Origin of the sequence: Marinilactibacillus piezotolerans, assembly GCF_900114235.1 — a bacterium.
In the GTDB taxonomy this organism is placed as follows: Bacteria; Bacillota; Bacilli; order Lactobacillales; family Carnobacteriaceae_A; genus Marinilactibacillus; species Marinilactibacillus piezotolerans.
The window spans coordinates 42,123-59,444 of record NZ_FOSJ01000011.1 but is presented as its reverse complement, the minus strand read 5'-3'; the positions used below and the strand labels follow the sequence as shown (position 1 = coordinate 59,444).

Sequence of the window (17,322 nt, the reverse complement as noted above, 5' to 3'; positions counted from 1 at the left end):
CTAAATATTAGAGAAAAGCTTTCGTCAGAAGAAGGGACTCAATTTTATGGTAAACGTAAAATTGATGTAGAACCAACTTTCGGACAGGTGAAGGCCAATTTGAGGTTCACTCGATTTTCAGTTCGTGGAAAATCGAATGTAGAAAATGAAACGAATCTGATCTTCATGGCTAATAACCTACGAAAATATAATAAAAGAAAGAAAAAATAGAATCATTCAGTAAGTAGAACCCCTGAGAGAATTGTATTCTACAATTTTCTCAGGGGTTCTCTATATTTAAAGACTTTCAGAGACTTTTGTCCCAGCCTCTGTTTTTATTTAGCTAAAATTCAAATTGAATATAGCCTATGTTAGTTTTGTTCTACAATTTTTTGTATCGCTTGTTCAAAGGCCGCCAGTTTTTCTTCTACAGCTACACCCGAATCATCAAAAGCTGCAATGTAAAACTTGATTTTAGGCTCTGTTCCGGACGGACGTGCAGCTATCCAACTAGAATCTACTAGACGATATTTTAATACATCTGCTGAAGGCATATCAATTGTTTCTTCATTTCCATCCTGGTCTATACGTTTACCAGTCTTAAAGTCTTCAATTTCTTTAATTTTGATTTCACCAAAGCTTTTTGGTGAATTACTTCTTAAACTATCCATTAAATCATTTATTTTTTGTGCGCCTTGGATTCCATCCATCTTGATTGAAATAGTCTTTTCTTTGTAATGACCATATTCATGATAGAGATCCTGTAGAGCATCAAAACAACTATAATTTCTCTCTTTATGATATGCAGCCATTTCAGCACTCATGATTAATGCCTGAATCGCATCTTTATCACGTACAAAAGGTTGCACAAGATAACCATAACTTTCTTCGAATCCAAACATAAAGGTATGAGAATAATCTTGTTCGTACTCTTTGATCTTTTCAGCGATAAATTTAAATCCAGTTAATACATCTATTGTTTCTACTCCGCTTTTCTCAGCAATAGCTTTTGGTAAATCACTTGATACGATCGATTTGATTATAACACTATTTTTAGGTAAAATTCCCGTTTCATGGTGAGCTCTTAATATATAATCTAGCATTAGACTAGCAATTTGATTCCCTGTTAACACCTCATAATGACCTGCTGCAGTTCTTACAGCCATGCCTAAACGATCCGCATCTGGATCAGTGGCAATCAGAATGTCAGCATCTATTTTGCATCCAAGTTCGATTGCTTTTTCAAATGCTGCCGGATCTTCAGGATTAGGAGACTTAACAGTTGAAAATTCTGGATCCGGTTCTGCTTGATCAGCTACCAGTTCGATATTGCGGAAACCAGCTTGTTTCAAAGCTTTTACTCCTATCATCTTACCAGTTCCATGTAAAGGTGTGAATACTATGGTTAAATCATTCGCCACTCTGTCGATCATCTCAGGATTAATCGTTACTCTTTCCATTGCATCCAAATATGCTTTGTCAACATTCTCACCAATGATTTCTAAGAGGCCATTTTCTTTGATTTCAGACTCTTCAGCAACTGCAATCGAAAGGACATCTTCTACGCTTCTCACATATCCAGTTAATTCATCGGCTTCTTTAGGAGGTAGTTGTCCACCATCTTCACCATATACTTTGTATCCATTATATTCAGGTGGATTATGGCTAGCTGTTATCATAATACCTGCTGCAGATTGAAGATGACGTACTGCAAAAGAAAGTTCTGGCGTTGGACGTAAACTTTCAAATACATAAGATTTTATTCCATGCGCACCTAAAGTTCTAGCTGACTCAATAGCGAATTCTTTAGACATATGACGAGAATCGTAAGCTATTACTACTCCACTTTTCTTAGCTTGCTCACCTTGTTCTTCCTCAATAAATAAGGCAAGACCTTCAGTTGCTTGACGCACAGTATAAATATTCATTCGATTAATACCTGCACCAATAATACCTCTCATGCCCGCTGTACCAAATTCAAGCGGCGCATAAAATGCATCCTCTAATGTAGATTCATCCTGTTCAATATTTTCTAAATCTTTTAACATATCCGTATCCAATTTAGAATAATTTTTCCATGTATTATAGGTTTCCTGCCAACTCATATATATAACCTCTCTTTTAAGTAATTTTATTTTGATATTGGTTTAATTGTACCATTTTTGCTTTGATTATGCATGAACTTGACATAAAAGGCTTACATGACAACTACTATTATACGCACTTGTTGACTATTTAACAATATAAAAAAGCACAGTTCTAAGATTCCTCATAAACTTTAGATATTATCTAAAGCTATTAAGTCAATTCTTAAAACTATACTTTTTTATCTGTTATATAAAACAAATCTTACTGCTTATCAATAATGGTCAAACACTTTGTTTTTCCAATTTTTCTTTCAACTCTTCAACATATTGGTAAGCAGCATTACCAGCAACAGAACCATCCCCAACAGCTGTGGCTACTTGACGCAATACTGTTTTGCGCACATCTCCAACAGCAAAAATTCCTGGAATGTTCGTTTCCATATTTTCATCTGTTTCAATCCAACCTTCTTCATCAGTAATTTCTAATGATCGGAATTGATCAGAGTTAGGTAACAAACCAATATAAATAAAAGTTCCTTCTGCTTCTAAAGTTGAAGTTTCACCTGTTTTGATATTTTTGATGCGTACAGCATTAACCGCATTTTCGCCTTCGATTTCTTCAACGACAGAATTCCATATAAATTCGATTTTATCATTTTTGAATGCTCTGTCTTGGAGAATTTTTTGTGCGCGAAGAGAATCTCTTCTATGAACAATCGTTACTTTACTAGCAAATTGCGTTAAATAGGTTCCTTCTTCAACAGCAGAGTCTCCTCCACCAACTACGATAATGTGCTTTTGCTTGAAGAAAGCTCCATCACAGACGGCACAATAAGATACGCCTCTACCATTGAATTCTGCTTCTCCGGTAACTCCAAGTTTCTTATGCTCAGCACCAGTTGCTATAATGATGGAGCGAGTACGGAATGTTTTATTAGAAGTTACAATTTCTTTATATTCTTCACCATTAATTATTTCCTGAACATCTCCATATGCATATTCAGCACCAAATTGCTGTGAACCTTCAAACATTTTTGTGGAAAGATCTGGTCCAAGGATACTATTAAATCCAGAATAATTTTCAATTTCAGCGGTATTATTCATTTGTCCGCCTGGAAGGCCTCTCTCGAGCATCAATGTAGCTAAGTTAGAGCGAGAAGCATAAAGTCCAGCAGTTAAACCACCAGGACCTGCACCAATGACAATTACGTCATATATTTTATCAATGACTTCCATATAATAACTCCTTTCAACTGTTTCTCTTTCTATTATAATAGAAATGCTAGTCATTACGCTAGTGTTCTTTCTTACTTTTAGTAAGTTTTAATTTTTCAATCAAATGCCTTTCGATTGCGTTTCAATTATTTTCTTCATTTCTAAAGCTTCTAATTTATAAGAACCTGAATGATTTCCTTCAATATATTTTTCTAGTAATGATAGAGCTTTATTGTATTCTTTTAAATGCAAATAATTTGTTGCTTGAAAAAAATAAACTTCATGATATCTTTGAATTAGATTATTTAAAAGTGAATCAAATAGTTCAACTGATTTTTCAAATTCAAAAGAATGCTGATAAATCAATGCAAGCTGAATATGACCAAACATTTTTTCTTCTTCATTCTTAGCTAAACTAATTCCTATTTTAAAGTGGTTTTTTGCTCTTTCAAAATTCGTTTTTTCATATGCTATCATCGCTCGCCCATAATAAGTTTTTGCACTAGGGGTGAGTGAAATAACTTGATGATCATCCGATCGTTCCATAACTACGATTCTCCTCTTATCATTAAAACAATTCGTTCAACCTTTCTCAAGTTACTATTGCTCGTTTCAATTACACTAGAATTGATTATACCTTCATTATGTTGCCTTATGCAACTTTTTATCTTTTACTTGAATAAGCTTTCCTTGTAGTCAAATTCAGCGGAATTCTCTTCTATTATTCTTCCATTTCCTATCACACAGGTTGACTCTAAAGACCTTAATTTATTAAATATCTCAGAAGTCGTTTTAATATCATTGAGTGTAGTGGTTAAAATTTCTTTACGTCTTTGCTTACGTTTAGCTTCACTTATTAGCTGGAAATGATTTGCATCTGAAGCATTTCCTTTCATACGAGCATTCATTGGCCGATCCATTTTGGCTATAGTCCCAATAATAAATCGCTCAAGTGCTAAATCACTCAATTCTAAATTTTGAATAAAATCACTTACTTTATCATACGTATTCAACGTAGTAGAAATATTGGGATCTCTATAGGAATAAAATACAATATTACCACTGGAAGATAATGACATTCCACCACCATACGCTCCCCCAACTACACGCAGTTTTTCCCAAAGGTATTCTAAGTTTAAAATACTATTAGTAACAGAAAGATATCCGCTTACTTCTTCACCAACTAATTTAAGATTTGATCCTTTTGAAACATATACAACTGAATTACTATTTGTGAAGGCTTCTTTACTAATTTCTGGTTTATATTCATTTATTGCTTTAACTGACTCAGATATAGGATAGTCTATAGTTAATATTTCTTTTTTAAAACTATTAAATAAAGCCTTTTCTCCTGTAAAACTTACAGTCAATTCTTTTCTACTGAAGATCTTATGGGCAATGTTCTCCATCTGTTCCACTATATTTTCATACTGACCATCAAAATTCTCTTCTAGATTGGTTAAAAAGCGATAAAAGCTGATTCCTTCTAATTGCTCAGTTATATGTCCTGAAATGGATGAATGGCTGTTCACCCGCATCATACCGGCTACATGTCCACTATTTTCTAAAAATTGTTTTACTGAAGAACTTAGCCGGCCTAAAGTTTCCTTTATTTTATTTTTATCATCAAAGATTGTTTCAGTCATAATATGGTTAACTAAACTTACAGATTCCTTTATTGAAGATTCTTTGGTTCTAACTCCAACTTTTATTTTATGCACAGCTTTGTCAATATCAGGAGCATACACTTGATTAGAAATAGAAATTTGCCCTACCTTAATAGCAATTTCTTGCGATAATTGTTCACTAGTATATTTAGAAGTCCCTAATTCTTTTAGTAGAGTAGTGAATAACCGATAATAAGGTAATTCACTATCACTTATAGCAGATACATTAAAATAAAGGTTATAGTATGCTAGTTTGTTCGTTTCTAATTCATGATATAAGAACTCTATTTCATTCTCTATTTCTTTTTCTAAAGGTAGTTCGATGGGTTCTTGACTTATATCTGCTAGTTTTAAATTTGGCAATGTACGTTTATTTTCTTCAGAATCAATCGTAGTCTGGAAAGCGACCAATTTTTCGTTTTCTCGAATCAATTCTACTATATCATCTTCAGTCAAAGTCGCCTTAAACTGCTCTAATTTATTTTGCTCTTCTTTATATTCTTCTTTTTCAATTTCAGTTGAAGGTATACCTACAGCAATTGTTTTATTCTCATTATTTAATAGATATTTTTCAATTAAATTTTCAAAATATTTTTCATTTAGCTGCTCTTTAATCATACTAAAGCTTTCTTCATATTTAAAAGCAGGAAAAACTGGTCTACTAGCGACCCAGGCCTCAGTTGCATTGATGCCATAATATAATCCCTCTGGGGAAGAACCAAAATCTCCTTCTCTCAATTGGAATTCTACTGATGCAATCGCTGCTTGAACTGTCGCTTCATTAATCCCATCATTTACCAATCTTTCTAATACAGAACTAATTTCACTTATAAAACGATCTTTCTGTGCTTCGTCGGTCTGACTAACGCCAATATTAAATGAGGGCATAGTAGAAGAAGTATCAAACCATCCAAATACATTTTTCCCGATTCCTTCTTGGAGTAGTCGTTTTTTTAAGGGTGCATCATTTCCACGCAATAAGATTTCATCAAGGATTTCAAAAGCTAACAATAATTCGTATTTATTTTCTATTGAAAACTTAGTTCCGTAACCAAGATAAGCTTGTTTTTGCTTATCTTCATCTTCTGCAATCGGAAACTCAATTACAGTCTCCGATAGAGAGGAGTCCCCTTTAAGATCAATCAGTTTATTAGAAATATCTTGATAGTTAAATTCATTTAAATACTCCGCTAGATGATCTAGTTGTTCTTCAATATTCATTTCTCCGTATAAATAAATAAAACTGTTAGAAGGATGGTAATAAGTCTGATGTGCTTCTACTAATTGTTCCCAAGTTAAATCTAAAATAGATAGAGGTGTTCCTCCTGAATTCGTAGCATATGGCGTGTTTGGGTACAATGCTGCTTCAAGACCTTGTATAAATCTTCTTTGAGAAGAAGATTGTGCTCCTTTCATTTCATTGAAGACAATTCCCTCAAATCCATATCGGTTTTCACTTTCATTATATTTCAAATTCCAACCTTCTTGCTGGAAAATTTGTTTGTTGTTTAAAACGTTCGGGAAGAAAACAGCATCTAAATATACATCCATGAGATTTGAGAAATCTACTTCATTCATGCTTGCAACAGGATAAATTGTTTTTTCGCTAAATGTCATTGCATTTAAAAAAGTCTGTAAAGAGCCTTTCAATAGTTCTACAAAAGGATCTTTTAAAGGATATTTTTTTGATCCATTTAAGACAGCATGTTCAAGTATATGAAATATTCCACTATCATCCTTAGAAGGTGTTCTAAAGCCAATCGAAAACACTTTTTCTTCATTAGGATTCTCTACATACACAATCGTTGCGTCTGTCTTTTCATGTTTTATTTGATAAACTGTTCCTTTTACTTCTGGGATTTTTTCTAAATGTGTAACAACAAATCCATTATATCGTTGATTTAATTCCATTATTTGCCTCCGATTTATAAGTCTTCCTTTATACATTACTTACATTATAACAGATGATACTTTTTTTAAAGCTCATTTTATCTATATAAAGTATAATCAAGTCCAGATCTCTGTGTAAATTCTACGATACTTTGTTTTTAGTTTCATTTGTTTGATTCAAACTGAATATTATATCTTGAAGAACTGATCCGATTTTCGTAGAAGTTCTTCAAGTCATTCCCAATGTAGAGATTAGCGGAATCCATGTTGGAGAAACTCCTGATCACTTTTTCTCTCTATCTGACTTTCACATTTAATCGTTCAAGCAGTTTCGTTCTTTTCAATCAATTGTAACTTTTACCTACAAGCTTATACTCGAAGAGACCTTCGAAACCTTCATCTAATTAGTTTGCTTGATCATCATATGCTTCATTCAATCAATGCATACTTAGCTTTACGGGCTAAATTAATACTCGAGAATATAAATAGCATTCTGACCGCCTTAAAAAATATTATCTCTAAAGTAATAGTAGAACAAAAACGGAAGAGCTCAATGCCCTCCCGTTTTTGTTCTACTATATTTTTTTCTTCAACAGAGAATGGAAAGTGATAGCATATAATGGTAACTCATTCAAATGTTAATTCCAGTTGAAATAGACCAACCTTAACTAAAGCTCCAACGTGTATTTTTTTTAAAGCTCAACCACAAAAGAACAATATGCTAAGTATCCTATAGAATCTGAAAAAATCTTAGATTTTATCCTTCATGGATACAGCTTAGAGGATATAAACTTTGATTTTACCTCTTATTCGTATTTGAAGGACAAGATCCTAACACTGTCACTTGAAAGCTTACGTCTTAGGCACTATAATCAATGTGATCTAACACCATAGAGTATCACTATTTTACAATTAATCTTATTATTATTTTTTAAATTTAAATAGCTTTTTTCAAAAAATATGCAATTATAATCTACATAGTATTTGCTTTTTAAAAAGATGGACGAGCTATTGATGAAGTAAAACAATTATTAAATTGTTGCACATTGGTACGACGCAATTTTTATCTAATTCTTCAAATAATGCATGTTTTCAAATTATTCCTCTTCCTTGTTTTAAAATTACGTAACAAGAAGACTTTCTTCTACCAGATCGGATTAGTACTTGGAAGTTCTGTTGGAGGTACTTTCATTTCACTAAAAAGCATTAGCCTTATTTATTATTTTAGTCTATTTCCTATAAGGTACCTCCCCCGTATGTCGTTAAGATACTTTAGTTTTTAGTGATTGTATTTTTTCTTTTCTTGAGTTTACTAAGATTTGTTCGAGTTCTTCTAGTGATCTCCCTTTTGTTTCTGGTACGAATTTCCATATGAAAATTGCTGAGATTAGACTCACGATGCCATATATTGAATATGTTACTCCACCGCTAACTTCCATCATCGCTGGATAGGTAGAAGAAACGAAATAGTTTGCTGCCCATTGTGCAGCTACAGCAATTGCGACAGCCTGTCCTCTAATTTTATTAGGGAATATTTCGGAAATGAGTACCCAAACAACTGGTCCCCAAGACATCATGAATGATGCCGTATAAATGATAATGAAGATTAACGTTCCAACCCCAATTATGTTTGAATAAGCCATTCCAGCAACGCCAAACATTCCAATAGTCATACCAATCGAACCAATAATTAATAATGGCTTTCGTCCAAATTTATCAACTGTGAAAATCGCAATAAGCGTAAATACAACATTCACTAAGCCCATAATAATCGTTTGAAACATAGAAGCATCTTTTCCTGCCCCCATACTTTCAAAAATCCGTGGTGCATAGTAAAGTGCCACATTAATCCCTACAAATTGTTGGAAGACAGATAACAAAATACCTATGACTACAATTTTTTTACCGAAAGAAAATAGCTTTGCTTTTGCATTATTTTTATCAAATGATTCCTTGATTTCATACAAAGTGGCTTTCGCCATTGTAGTTTCATAAATTTTAGATAAAACAGACATCGCCTTTTCATCTTTATTTTTCGAAACAAGATAACGTGGTGTTTCTGGAACAGTAAATAGTAAAGTCATGAATAATAGTGCAGGGACTGCTTCTGAAAGAAACATGTACCTCCAACCAATATCATTTATCCACTCCAACGTTTGTCCGCTAGCTATACCATAGTTCACAAAATAAACGACTAACATACCAAAAATAATTGCAAATTGATTTAATGAAACCAATGTACCTCTAATATGTGCAGGTGCCATTTCACCAATATACATTGGGGCAACTGCTGATGCTAGTCCAACACCAATGCCACCAATAATACGATAAATGTTAAATGTAATAAGTAGAGCTACAGTTGGATTATCTTTTGTAAAGAATAAAAATTCTGGATAGGCTGATCCAAGAGCTGACATCAAAAATAATCCTCCCGCTAATATAAGCGAATATTTCCGACCAAATTTTGATGAAAAGAAACCGGATGCAAATCCACCAATAACACAACCGATTAAAGCACTAGACACGGTAATTCCGTGTACAAGTGAGCTAAGTCCTAAATTATCTATAAAGTATGCTTGAATTGATCCCTCCGCTCCAGATATAACAGCTGTATCATACCCGAATAATAACCCTCCTAGGGTTGCTACCAATGTGATTAATACAATATAAAAATAACCATTTTTCTTCATCTTATGTCAGAAAGAGATAAATTCTCTTTCTTTCCCCCTCCTATAGTATATTTAAGAACAACAAATTACTCTTTAAAAAACAAATAGTAGATTTACATTAAACTTTTTACTTGGATACTCCAATTTTTTTGAAAGGAGATCCTTTTCGTGGAATTATTCGTAGGTATTGGTGTTAGCTCTAAAAAAATGATGGGTGGTTCTTTGACAGCTAAGGCAACCGTCTAAAATAAGACATACTTTACAATGACTTATATGGTATCTACCAGATCAAGGAAACGATTCTAGTCTTCAACTGAAAGTTCCATTGCGATCAAATTGTCATTGACATAAAATCTGCATTTGTTTAAAATTTTTATCCATCAACACTTTCAGATAATAGTAGGGACATAAAGATTTGGTGTAGAAGTTATTGTTCAAAACTCTATAGTCCTTTATCGGCTTTGGGGCCTTAGGCGGTATAGTAAAACCATCATTAAAAAAGAAAAGTATAGGGCCATTCAACGGTTAACGAGATCACTTTATCAATGTGATACAGCAAATAACGGATGGCAAGCAACCTTTTCTTGAGAATCTTTATTAAAAGTGCAATATGCTCTCAAATGAACTACACACTTCAATCTTTGAAGCTGCCCTGTTGGAAGTATTTGCCGATTCCTTTTCGTTAGCTAACGTTGCCAGTATGTAATTAGAAGAATTAGCTCTTTTCCTCTAGGGGAAATACAAGGAACGTTTTTATGATCCAAAAAAATTGGCTAAAACCATTCAAATATAGTATTGACTTCATTAGTAAAAGACCAAATTTCTAAAACTTGATCTCCTCGTCCATATTTTTTTGTTCTGTATCTTGTCATAGTTCAGCCTTATCAGTATCTGCTTCATTTCCAAAGCTATAACTGAGTTTCCTTCATTCCCATATGCTTCAAAAACCAATTAGCTCATAGCTGCTAAGATGACCATATCGATCTATTTTTTAATAATCTTGCTCCGTATATTTTTTTAGATTTATTCAAGCTAATTCCTATTTTAGAAGTGATCGCTATCTTTTTAATTTATAAGAATACAAAAACAGAGTGGTAGAATCTGTTAATCTTTATTTTCCGCAAGGATATGGAAGTATACCAACATTTCGTCAAACGCTTACAAAATTGACTTTTGTTCATTCAAAAAAATTTATATTTGGTTTGCTCCTTAACTTTTTTGGTTCTCATCAACATATTTTTAAATATTTAATACTAAAGACCTAAATGATCTTTCTATTTTTAATATTTCTCATCGGAGAAGAATAAATCTTCCCCATGAGAAACTTTTTATTCTATCTATTAATTTTTACTATTTTCCTGAAAGAGCTTGGAGAATATATTGGTTTAATACGCCTTTAATAACTTCTAGCTGACCAGATTCATTCTTAACTTCTTTTAAGTTCAATGCGTGTTCTGTCAATTTGTCAAAGTCTGTATTCCCTTCAACAATATCTTTACCAATTCCTTCATTGAAACTCTTATAACGTTTATCAATAATGTTTTCAAAGACATTTTCTTCTATCATTTTGTGCGCCACTTTTAATCCAAGAGCAAAGCTGTCCATACCTACTATATGAGCTCTAAATAAATCTTCTGGCTCAAATGATGTTCTTCTTACTTTAGAGTCAAAGTTTAATCCACCCTTTTCTAACCCACCATTCTTGAGAATTTCATACATTGCCAAAGTTGTAGCGTACATATCTGAAGGGAATTCATCTGTGTCCCATCCAAGTAATGGATGACCTTGATTGGCATCTACAGACCCTAGCATTTTATTTATACGTGCATAGCGCAGTTCATGTTCAAACGAATGACCTGCTAGCGTAGCATGGTTAGCTTCAATATTGAATTTTAGCTTATCATCCAAATTATATTTTTGTAAAAATGCATGTGTAGTAGCTACATCGAAATCATATTGATGAGAAGTTGGTTCTTTGGGTTTTGGTTCAATCAAAAACTGCCCTTCGTAGCCAATTTTACTTGCATAATCGATTGCCATATGGAAAAAGCGACCCAAGTTGTCCACTTCTAATCCCATATCTGTATTTAATAAACTCTCGTATCCTTCACGACCGCCCCAGAATACATAACTTTGAGATCCTAATTTTTTACCAACTTCCAGACCTTTTTTTACTTTTGCTGCTGCATAGGCAAAAACATCGGCATTATTTGAGCTAGCTGCTCCATGAACAAAACGAGGATGCGAGAAATTATTAACCGTATTCCATAGAAGTTTAGTTTTACTTGTTTCCATTTTTTCTTTAATTAAATCAACAATAATATCCATATTTTCAAAAGTTTCTTTTAAACTTTCACCTTCTGGTGCAATATCTACATCGTGAAAAGCAAAATATGGAACATTTAACTTATCAAACAACTCAAAAGCTGCTTCTACTTTTGCTTTCGCTTTTTCCATTGGATCCGTTATATTATCCCAAGGACGAATAGCTGTTCCTGAACCAAAAGGGTCCGTCAATTCCTCAGCAAAAGTATGCCAATAAGCAACAGAAAACTTAAGGTGTTCTTCCATTGTTTTTCCACCAATAATTTCTTCAGCATTATATATTTTAAATGCTAGAGGATTTTTTGAATCTATCCCTTCATACTTGACTTTCTTAACATTTGTAAAATATTCCATTATTTTCCCTCCATGATTATATTAGTTAGTTTAACTTACAAACTAAATATACAATACTATGAAACCGTTGTCAATAATATATACGAAGTTTTTATTTTTATCTCAATTCTTCCTGATTAATCAATATGATTATCTCAACCTAATTAATATTTCCTTCCGAACTATCTTTTAAACGAAATATAATATTAATGTGAGCAATGAATTCTTTTACCTAATAATTCTAATTTCTATCGTCATGTTGTATTTTGACAGGAGTTTTCAATACTATTATCGCTTATTTAAATCAGTTAATTTATTCACTAAATGCTTTTTCACAAAAAATATCCTATCCCTTATAAGATATATCAGTAAGGAAGAGGATACTTTTATTTATTAATAAAGAGATACTCGTTAAACGTTTCAATGATTGATTATTGTCTTAGTTTACAAGCTGGTGACTAATTTTTTTGATAGCTGGATAAATATCTCTATAGTTTTGGTAAATACTTTCATATTTCTTAACAGCGGCTGAATCTGGTTTGAATTCTTCTTTAATTTGTACAAATATCTCTGAACATTCTTCAAAATTTGGGTACCATCGAAGCCCTACAGCAGCAATCATGGCTGCTCCCATAGCAGGTCCTTGTTCTGTTTTTAGTGTGACTATTGGAGTATTGAAAATATCAGCTTGCATTTGAAGCCAATCTTTATTTTTTGCTCCGCCTCCTACAGAAACAACTTGATTAAAACTTTTCCCAGTATGTTCACGCATAAGCTCTTGAGAATCACGCAAGGAAAAAGTGATCCCTTCCAATACCGCCCGCACGAAATGATCCTTCGTATGACTAATATCGATCCCTAAAAACGTTCCCCTAATATCACTATCGGTATAAGGCGTTCTTTCTCCTGATATATACGGAGCAAATAATAAGCCGTTGGATCCTGGTTCAATCAGATTGACATTTTCAAGGAGTGATTCAAATGAATCATTAGGTGCAAATTGTTTTTTAAACCAATTCAAACTACTTCCAGCAGACAATGTAACCCCCATCGAATAAAATGCATTCGGAATTACATGGTTAAAGAAATGCAATTGTCCCTTATACTCTTTATCCCCGTTCTCTTCATAGGTTAAGAAAACACCTGATGTTCCTATGCTTACCATAGCTTGATTGGATTTTACAATCCCCGCCCCTACTGCAGCACAAGGGTTATCTGCTCCACCTGAAAATACTGATATAGAGTTTGATATTCCTAATTCCTCAGTCAGTTCTGTTTTCAATTCTCCTATTTTAGCAGTAGATTCAACTAATTGGGGGCAGATTTCCACATCAATATTAAATTGATTTAAAATCTCTTTACTCCATTCTCTGTTTGATACATCTAACATTAGTGTTCCAGCAGCATCTGAATATTCCATTTGTATATTTCCTGTAAGTCGATAACCCAAATAATCCTTAGGTAATAAAAAGTGAGCTGTTTTCTTCCATAAATCGGGTTCATTTTCTTGTACCCAAAGAATTTTAGGAAGTGTAAATCCTTCCAAAGCCTTGTTTTTTGTAATTTCAATTAAATGAGTACCTAATTTTTCAGTTATTTCCTCACATTGTTTTGTAGTACGGACGTCATTCCAGAGAATAGCGTTACGAACCACTTCTCCATGTTCATCTAATAGGACCATACTATGCATCTGACCTGAAAAACTAATACCTTCAATTTTCCCTGCTGCATCTGGCATAGTTTTTATAATCTCTTTCATCACTAAAACAGCTGCTCTATACCATTCTTCTGGATTTTGTTCACTATAACCTCTTTTGGGGTTTAATACTTCATATTCTTTTGAAGCTGAAGCTACAACTTCACCTTTTCCATTTAACAATATCCCTTTTAACCCACTCGTCCCAATGTCAAGTCCCAATACATATCCCATATTATTTTCTCCATTCCATTTGAATTGAGGTCATGAAAATGCCAAATAACCTCTTATATTTCAATATTCTTAAAAAGATAATGGTGATATATTCCATTTTTTATCACTAGTTTGTCTAGCGTAAAATACAACTTGTTGTTCTCTCTATATTCTCTTCTAAAAAACTTTTATATTAAAACATTCCCATCAAATATTGTCTTCAATAAAGATTAATTAATGTATAAACACCTCCCAAATAACAGCCTGCTAAACGGAGCTAAAATTATTTTTTATAAAATCTCTATAATTTTGTTAGAAAAATGCTATACTTTATTGAAGAGAGTTGATTAATTAAGTAAAAATATAAGTATGTTAAGTATTTTGGTTGCCCCTTTCAATTTTTTTGTACTGCTCAATAACTCTTGGACAAACCAGAACCTTAAAGAAAAAATGAATTAGTTTCCTTTTCTTAAAATATATCTATTTTATTTTCAAGAATTATGATAAAGTAAGTTTGTTGCTTAAAAAAACTAACATATCTAGATCTTAATATATCAACGCAACCTTGTCAAGCGTTTTCATTTTTGTAATGTAAGGAGAAAGATGTATGGTTAAACTTCAAAATTCTATTCGAGAAAATAATGTACTACTAGTACTTTCAGAAATAATTAATAATCCAGGCTTGTCGAGAGCTCGAATTGCCGAAAATATTGGTTTAAATAAAGCTACGATATCAGAAATTGTTAAAAGATTAATGCATGATCATTATGTGATCGAAACTGGTATCGGAGAGAGTTCTTCGGCTGGAGGTAGAAAACCTATTTTATTAGAAGTAAATAAACAAGCAGGTGTGTCTATCAGTTTTGATATTCGGTATGATCAAATTAGCTACATGATTAATTCACTAGATGGTGAAATAATTCATAAGGAATCTCAAAATATAGAATTGAACAAAAATAATATCTGTTCTATTATTTCTAAAATTGTAAAAGACTATGAAAAGGGAATGGAAAATACCCCTTTTGGCATAACCGGTATTGCCATAGCGATTCACGGAATTGTTCATAATAATAAAATTACTTTTACTCCTTATTATGATCTTGATCAAATTGACTTAGCAAGTGTACTAGAACAAGAATTATCAATACCTGTTTATATAGAAAACGAAGCAAATCTATCTGCTTTGGCGGAATCTACTTTTGATTCTGACTACTCCAATCTAATTAGTGTAAGTATCCACACAGGGATCGGTGCAGGAGTTATAATAGATTCAGAATTATATAGAGGATTTGAAGGTCGTAGTGGAGAAATTGGGCATACAACACTTTACCCAAATGGCATAGAATGTCCATGCGGAAATAGTGGGTGCTTCGAACAATATTGCTCCCATAAAGCTCTTATGAAAAATTATAGAACAATCAAATCAGATAAATCTCTTGAAGTGTCAGATCTAATTGAAGGTTACTATTTAAATGACATAGAAACAGTCAATCTTCTAAAAGAATTTGCTGCAAATCTTGGAATTGGATTATCAAATATCATGGGGACTTTTTGTCCGCAAGTTCTCTTTATTAATTCGGAAATTCTTTTTGAAATTCCTGAATTATTTAACACTATTAAATTACAAGTTGAAAAAACTGTTTCAAAAAATATTCCTATGCGTCTTTCTGCTTTAGGTGAAAATGCCAGTTTATATGGTGGTTCCATATTAGCTATTCAAAATTTTCTACAAGTCGATTCTCTTGATTTCTCATTTTTAAAGTAAGCTTAATTTGGAGATAGATTTAGTATGACGGCTATCAACTATCTGAAATATCCCTATAGAAAAATAAATAAACCATCTACTCATTAGTCTTTCTCTTAAAGAAATATGGTCAGAGATAATAAAATAGAACCGGGAAGAAATCATAGTTGATTTCTTCCCGGTTCTATTTATGCATAACAGTACTTTTTGCTTTATCATTTTATTTGAACAAATAAGTTCTTTAAGAAAAAGCTGGATTTTATAATCAAGTTAGCCACTTAGGCTAAACTATAAAAAACGCCACGTGAATTTCATGTTATATTGAAGTTATACCACTAACTCTCAATAGACAGGATGAATTCACATGACGCACTCTAACGATAACACATTAACTGGCAATGGAAAACATTTATCTATCAAGGATAGAGACCAAATTGAAATCTTGAATAAAGAAGGCTATTCTAATCGACGCATAGCTAACCTATTAGGTTTTGCTCCCCAGACAATTCACAATGAAGTGAAGCGAGGAATGGTTAGACAACTGAAAAGACAAAAGCAGAACGGTAAAATCTACGACTACTATGTTGAAGTTTACAACGCTGAGTTTGGACAGGCTAACTACGAAAAGAACCGTTTAGCATGTGGTCGTAGGCCAAAATGGGCTGACACGGATGCCTTTATCAAGTGGGCTGATGATAAATTGTTAAACGAGAAGTGGTCCCCAGATGTCGTCGTTGGATTTGCGAAGACCCATGACTTGTTTGATTCATCTATTATTCCCTGTACAACGACACTTTATGGGTGGATTGACAAAGGTATCATGAGAACAAAAAATATGGATCTCCTTGAAAAATTATCACGTAAACCAAAAGATACGACTTATAGAAGTCGAAAAAACAAGCGAATGTTAGGCCGATCTATTGAACAAAGACCTGCAGAAATTGATAACCGGCAGACCTTTGGTCACTGGGAAATTGATACAGTTGTTGGAAACAAAACAAAAACCGATTCGGTTTTATTGACATTAGTTGAACGTCAAACACGCTTTGAAATCATCCTTAAACTCAATGGTAAAGATAAAGAATCTGTCGATCAGGCAATCAATCAGTTACGACTTCGAGCCGGCGACACGTTCTCTAAAGTGTTTAAGACCATCACTTCTGATAACGGATCTGAATTTGCCGGTCTTCATGAGGCCCTTCACGAGACACTTGATGTGTACTTCAGTCATCCTTATGCTTCTTGGGAAAGAGGGACAAGCGAAAACCAGCATAAATTTATTCGCCGATTTATTCCAAAAGGAAAAGCTATCGATCAATTTAGTGAAGCACAATACTTGAGAATCCAGCAATGGATGAATGACTATCCTCGGAAAATACTTGGCTATAAAACACCACATGACTGTTTTGCCAATGCTCTGCGCTCTTTGTCCCACGCAGTCTAAGCACGATAGTGCTTATCAAACGACAATTGATGTCTTTTAATGACAAATTAAACAATCGAT

Annotated in this window: 10 protein-coding genes; 3 read left to right on the top strand and 7 right to left on the bottom strand. The window is 33.2% G+C overall.

Annotated elements, in window-relative coordinates; translation table 11 throughout:
- The coding region (locus BM212_RS04335) for a transposase (protein WP_143744905.1) at window positions 1-210 on the top strand (210 nt) is incomplete at its 5' end.
- A 140-nt stretch (window positions 211-350) separates the two neighbouring features.
- Here the strand turns inward: BM212_RS04335 and BM212_RS04330 are convergent.
- From BM212_RS04330 to xylB, 7 genes are all read right to left on the bottom strand, one after another.
- Complete coding sequence (locus BM212_RS04330) at window positions 351-2,084, bottom strand: phospho-sugar mutase (protein WP_091896584.1); 1,734 nt, start codon at window positions 2,082-2,084, stop codon at window positions 351-353.
- 264 nt (window positions 2,085-2,348) lie between these two features.
- On the bottom strand, window positions 2,349-3,302 hold the full coding sequence (gene trxB, locus BM212_RS04325) for a thioredoxin-disulfide reductase (RefSeq protein WP_091896581.1): 954 nt from the start codon (window positions 3,300-3,302) through the stop codon (window positions 2,349-2,351).
- A gap of 99 nt (window positions 3,303-3,401) precedes the next feature.
- Window positions 3,402-3,827 carry a tetratricopeptide repeat protein gene (locus BM212_RS04320; protein ID WP_091896578.1) on the bottom strand — a complete coding sequence of 142 codons (426 nt, stop codon included), beginning with the start codon at window positions 3,825-3,827 and terminating at the stop codon, window positions 3,402-3,404.
- A gap of 125 nt (window positions 3,828-3,952) precedes the next feature.
- Window positions 3,953-6,859, bottom strand: coding sequence for an insulinase family protein (locus BM212_RS04315; RefSeq protein ID WP_177206310.1), 2,907 nt, complete (start codon window positions 6,857-6,859; stop codon window positions 3,953-3,955).
- A gap of 1,241 nt (window positions 6,860-8,100) precedes the next feature.
- Window positions 8,101-9,528, bottom strand: coding sequence for a D-xylose transporter XylE (gene xylE, locus BM212_RS04310; RefSeq protein ID WP_091896573.1), 1,428 nt, complete (start codon window positions 9,526-9,528; stop codon window positions 8,101-8,103).
- A 1,329-nt stretch (window positions 9,529-10,857) separates the two neighbouring features.
- On the bottom strand, window positions 10,858-12,186 hold the full coding sequence (gene xylA, locus BM212_RS04305; RefSeq protein ID WP_091762547.1) for a xylose isomerase: 1,329 nt from the start codon (window positions 12,184-12,186) through the stop codon (window positions 10,858-10,860).
- 418 nt (window positions 12,187-12,604) lie between these two features.
- On the bottom strand, window positions 12,605-14,095 hold the full coding sequence (xylB, locus tag BM212_RS04300; protein ID WP_091896570.1) for a xylulokinase: 1,491 nt from the start codon (window positions 14,093-14,095) through the stop codon (window positions 12,605-12,607).
- A gap of 586 nt (window positions 14,096-14,681) precedes the next feature.
- Here xylB and BM212_RS04295 point away from each other — a divergent pair.
- Both BM212_RS04295 and BM212_RS04290 read left to right on the top strand, forming a co-directional pair.
- Complete coding sequence (locus BM212_RS04295; RefSeq protein ID WP_087058897.1) at window positions 14,682-15,839, top strand: ROK family transcriptional regulator; 1,158 nt, start codon at window positions 14,682-14,684, stop codon at window positions 15,837-15,839.
- Window positions 15,840-16,182: 343 nt separating this feature from the next.
- Window positions 16,183-17,262 (top strand): IS30 family transposase, encoded by a 1,080-nt coding sequence (locus BM212_RS04290; RefSeq protein ID WP_087057323.1) that lies wholly within the window; start codon window positions 16,183-16,185, stop codon window positions 17,260-17,262.
- Window positions 17,263-17,322 lie beyond the last annotated feature (60 nt).

What these genes read in the sequence shown, in the direction of transcription:
- BM212_RS04330 (WP_091896584.1), bottom strand. Translation starts at nt 2,084, where the DNA reads ATGAGTTGGCAGGAAACCTATAATACATGGAAAAATTATTCTAAATTG.
- trxB (WP_091896581.1), bottom strand. Translation starts at nt 3,302, where the DNA reads ATGGAAGTCATTGATAAAATATATGACGTAATTGTCATTGGTGCAGGT.
- BM212_RS04320 (WP_091896578.1), bottom strand. Translation starts at nt 3,827, where the DNA reads ATGGAACGATCGGATGATCATCAAGTTATTTCACTCACCCCTAGTGCA.
- BM212_RS04315 (WP_177206310.1), bottom strand. Translation starts at nt 6,859, where the DNA reads ATGGAATTAAATCAACGATATAATGGATTTGTTGTTACACATTTAGAA.
- xylE (WP_091896573.1), bottom strand. Translation starts at nt 9,528, where the DNA reads ATGAAGAAAAATGGTTATTTTTATATTGTATTAATCACATTGGTAGCA.
- xylA (WP_091762547.1), bottom strand. Translation starts at nt 12,186, where the DNA reads ATGGAATATTTTACAAATGTTAAGAAAGTCAAGTATGAAGGGATAGAT.
- xylB (WP_091896570.1), bottom strand. Translation starts at nt 14,095, where the DNA reads ATGGGATATGTATTGGGACTTGACATTGGGACGAGTGGGTTAAAAGGG.
- BM212_RS04295 (WP_087058897.1), top strand. Translation starts at nt 14,682, where the DNA reads ATGGTTAAACTTCAAAATTCTATTCGAGAAAATAATGTACTACTAGTA.
- BM212_RS04290 (WP_087057323.1), top strand. Translation starts at nt 16,183, where the DNA reads ATGACGCACTCTAACGATAACACATTAACTGGCAATGGAAAACATTTA.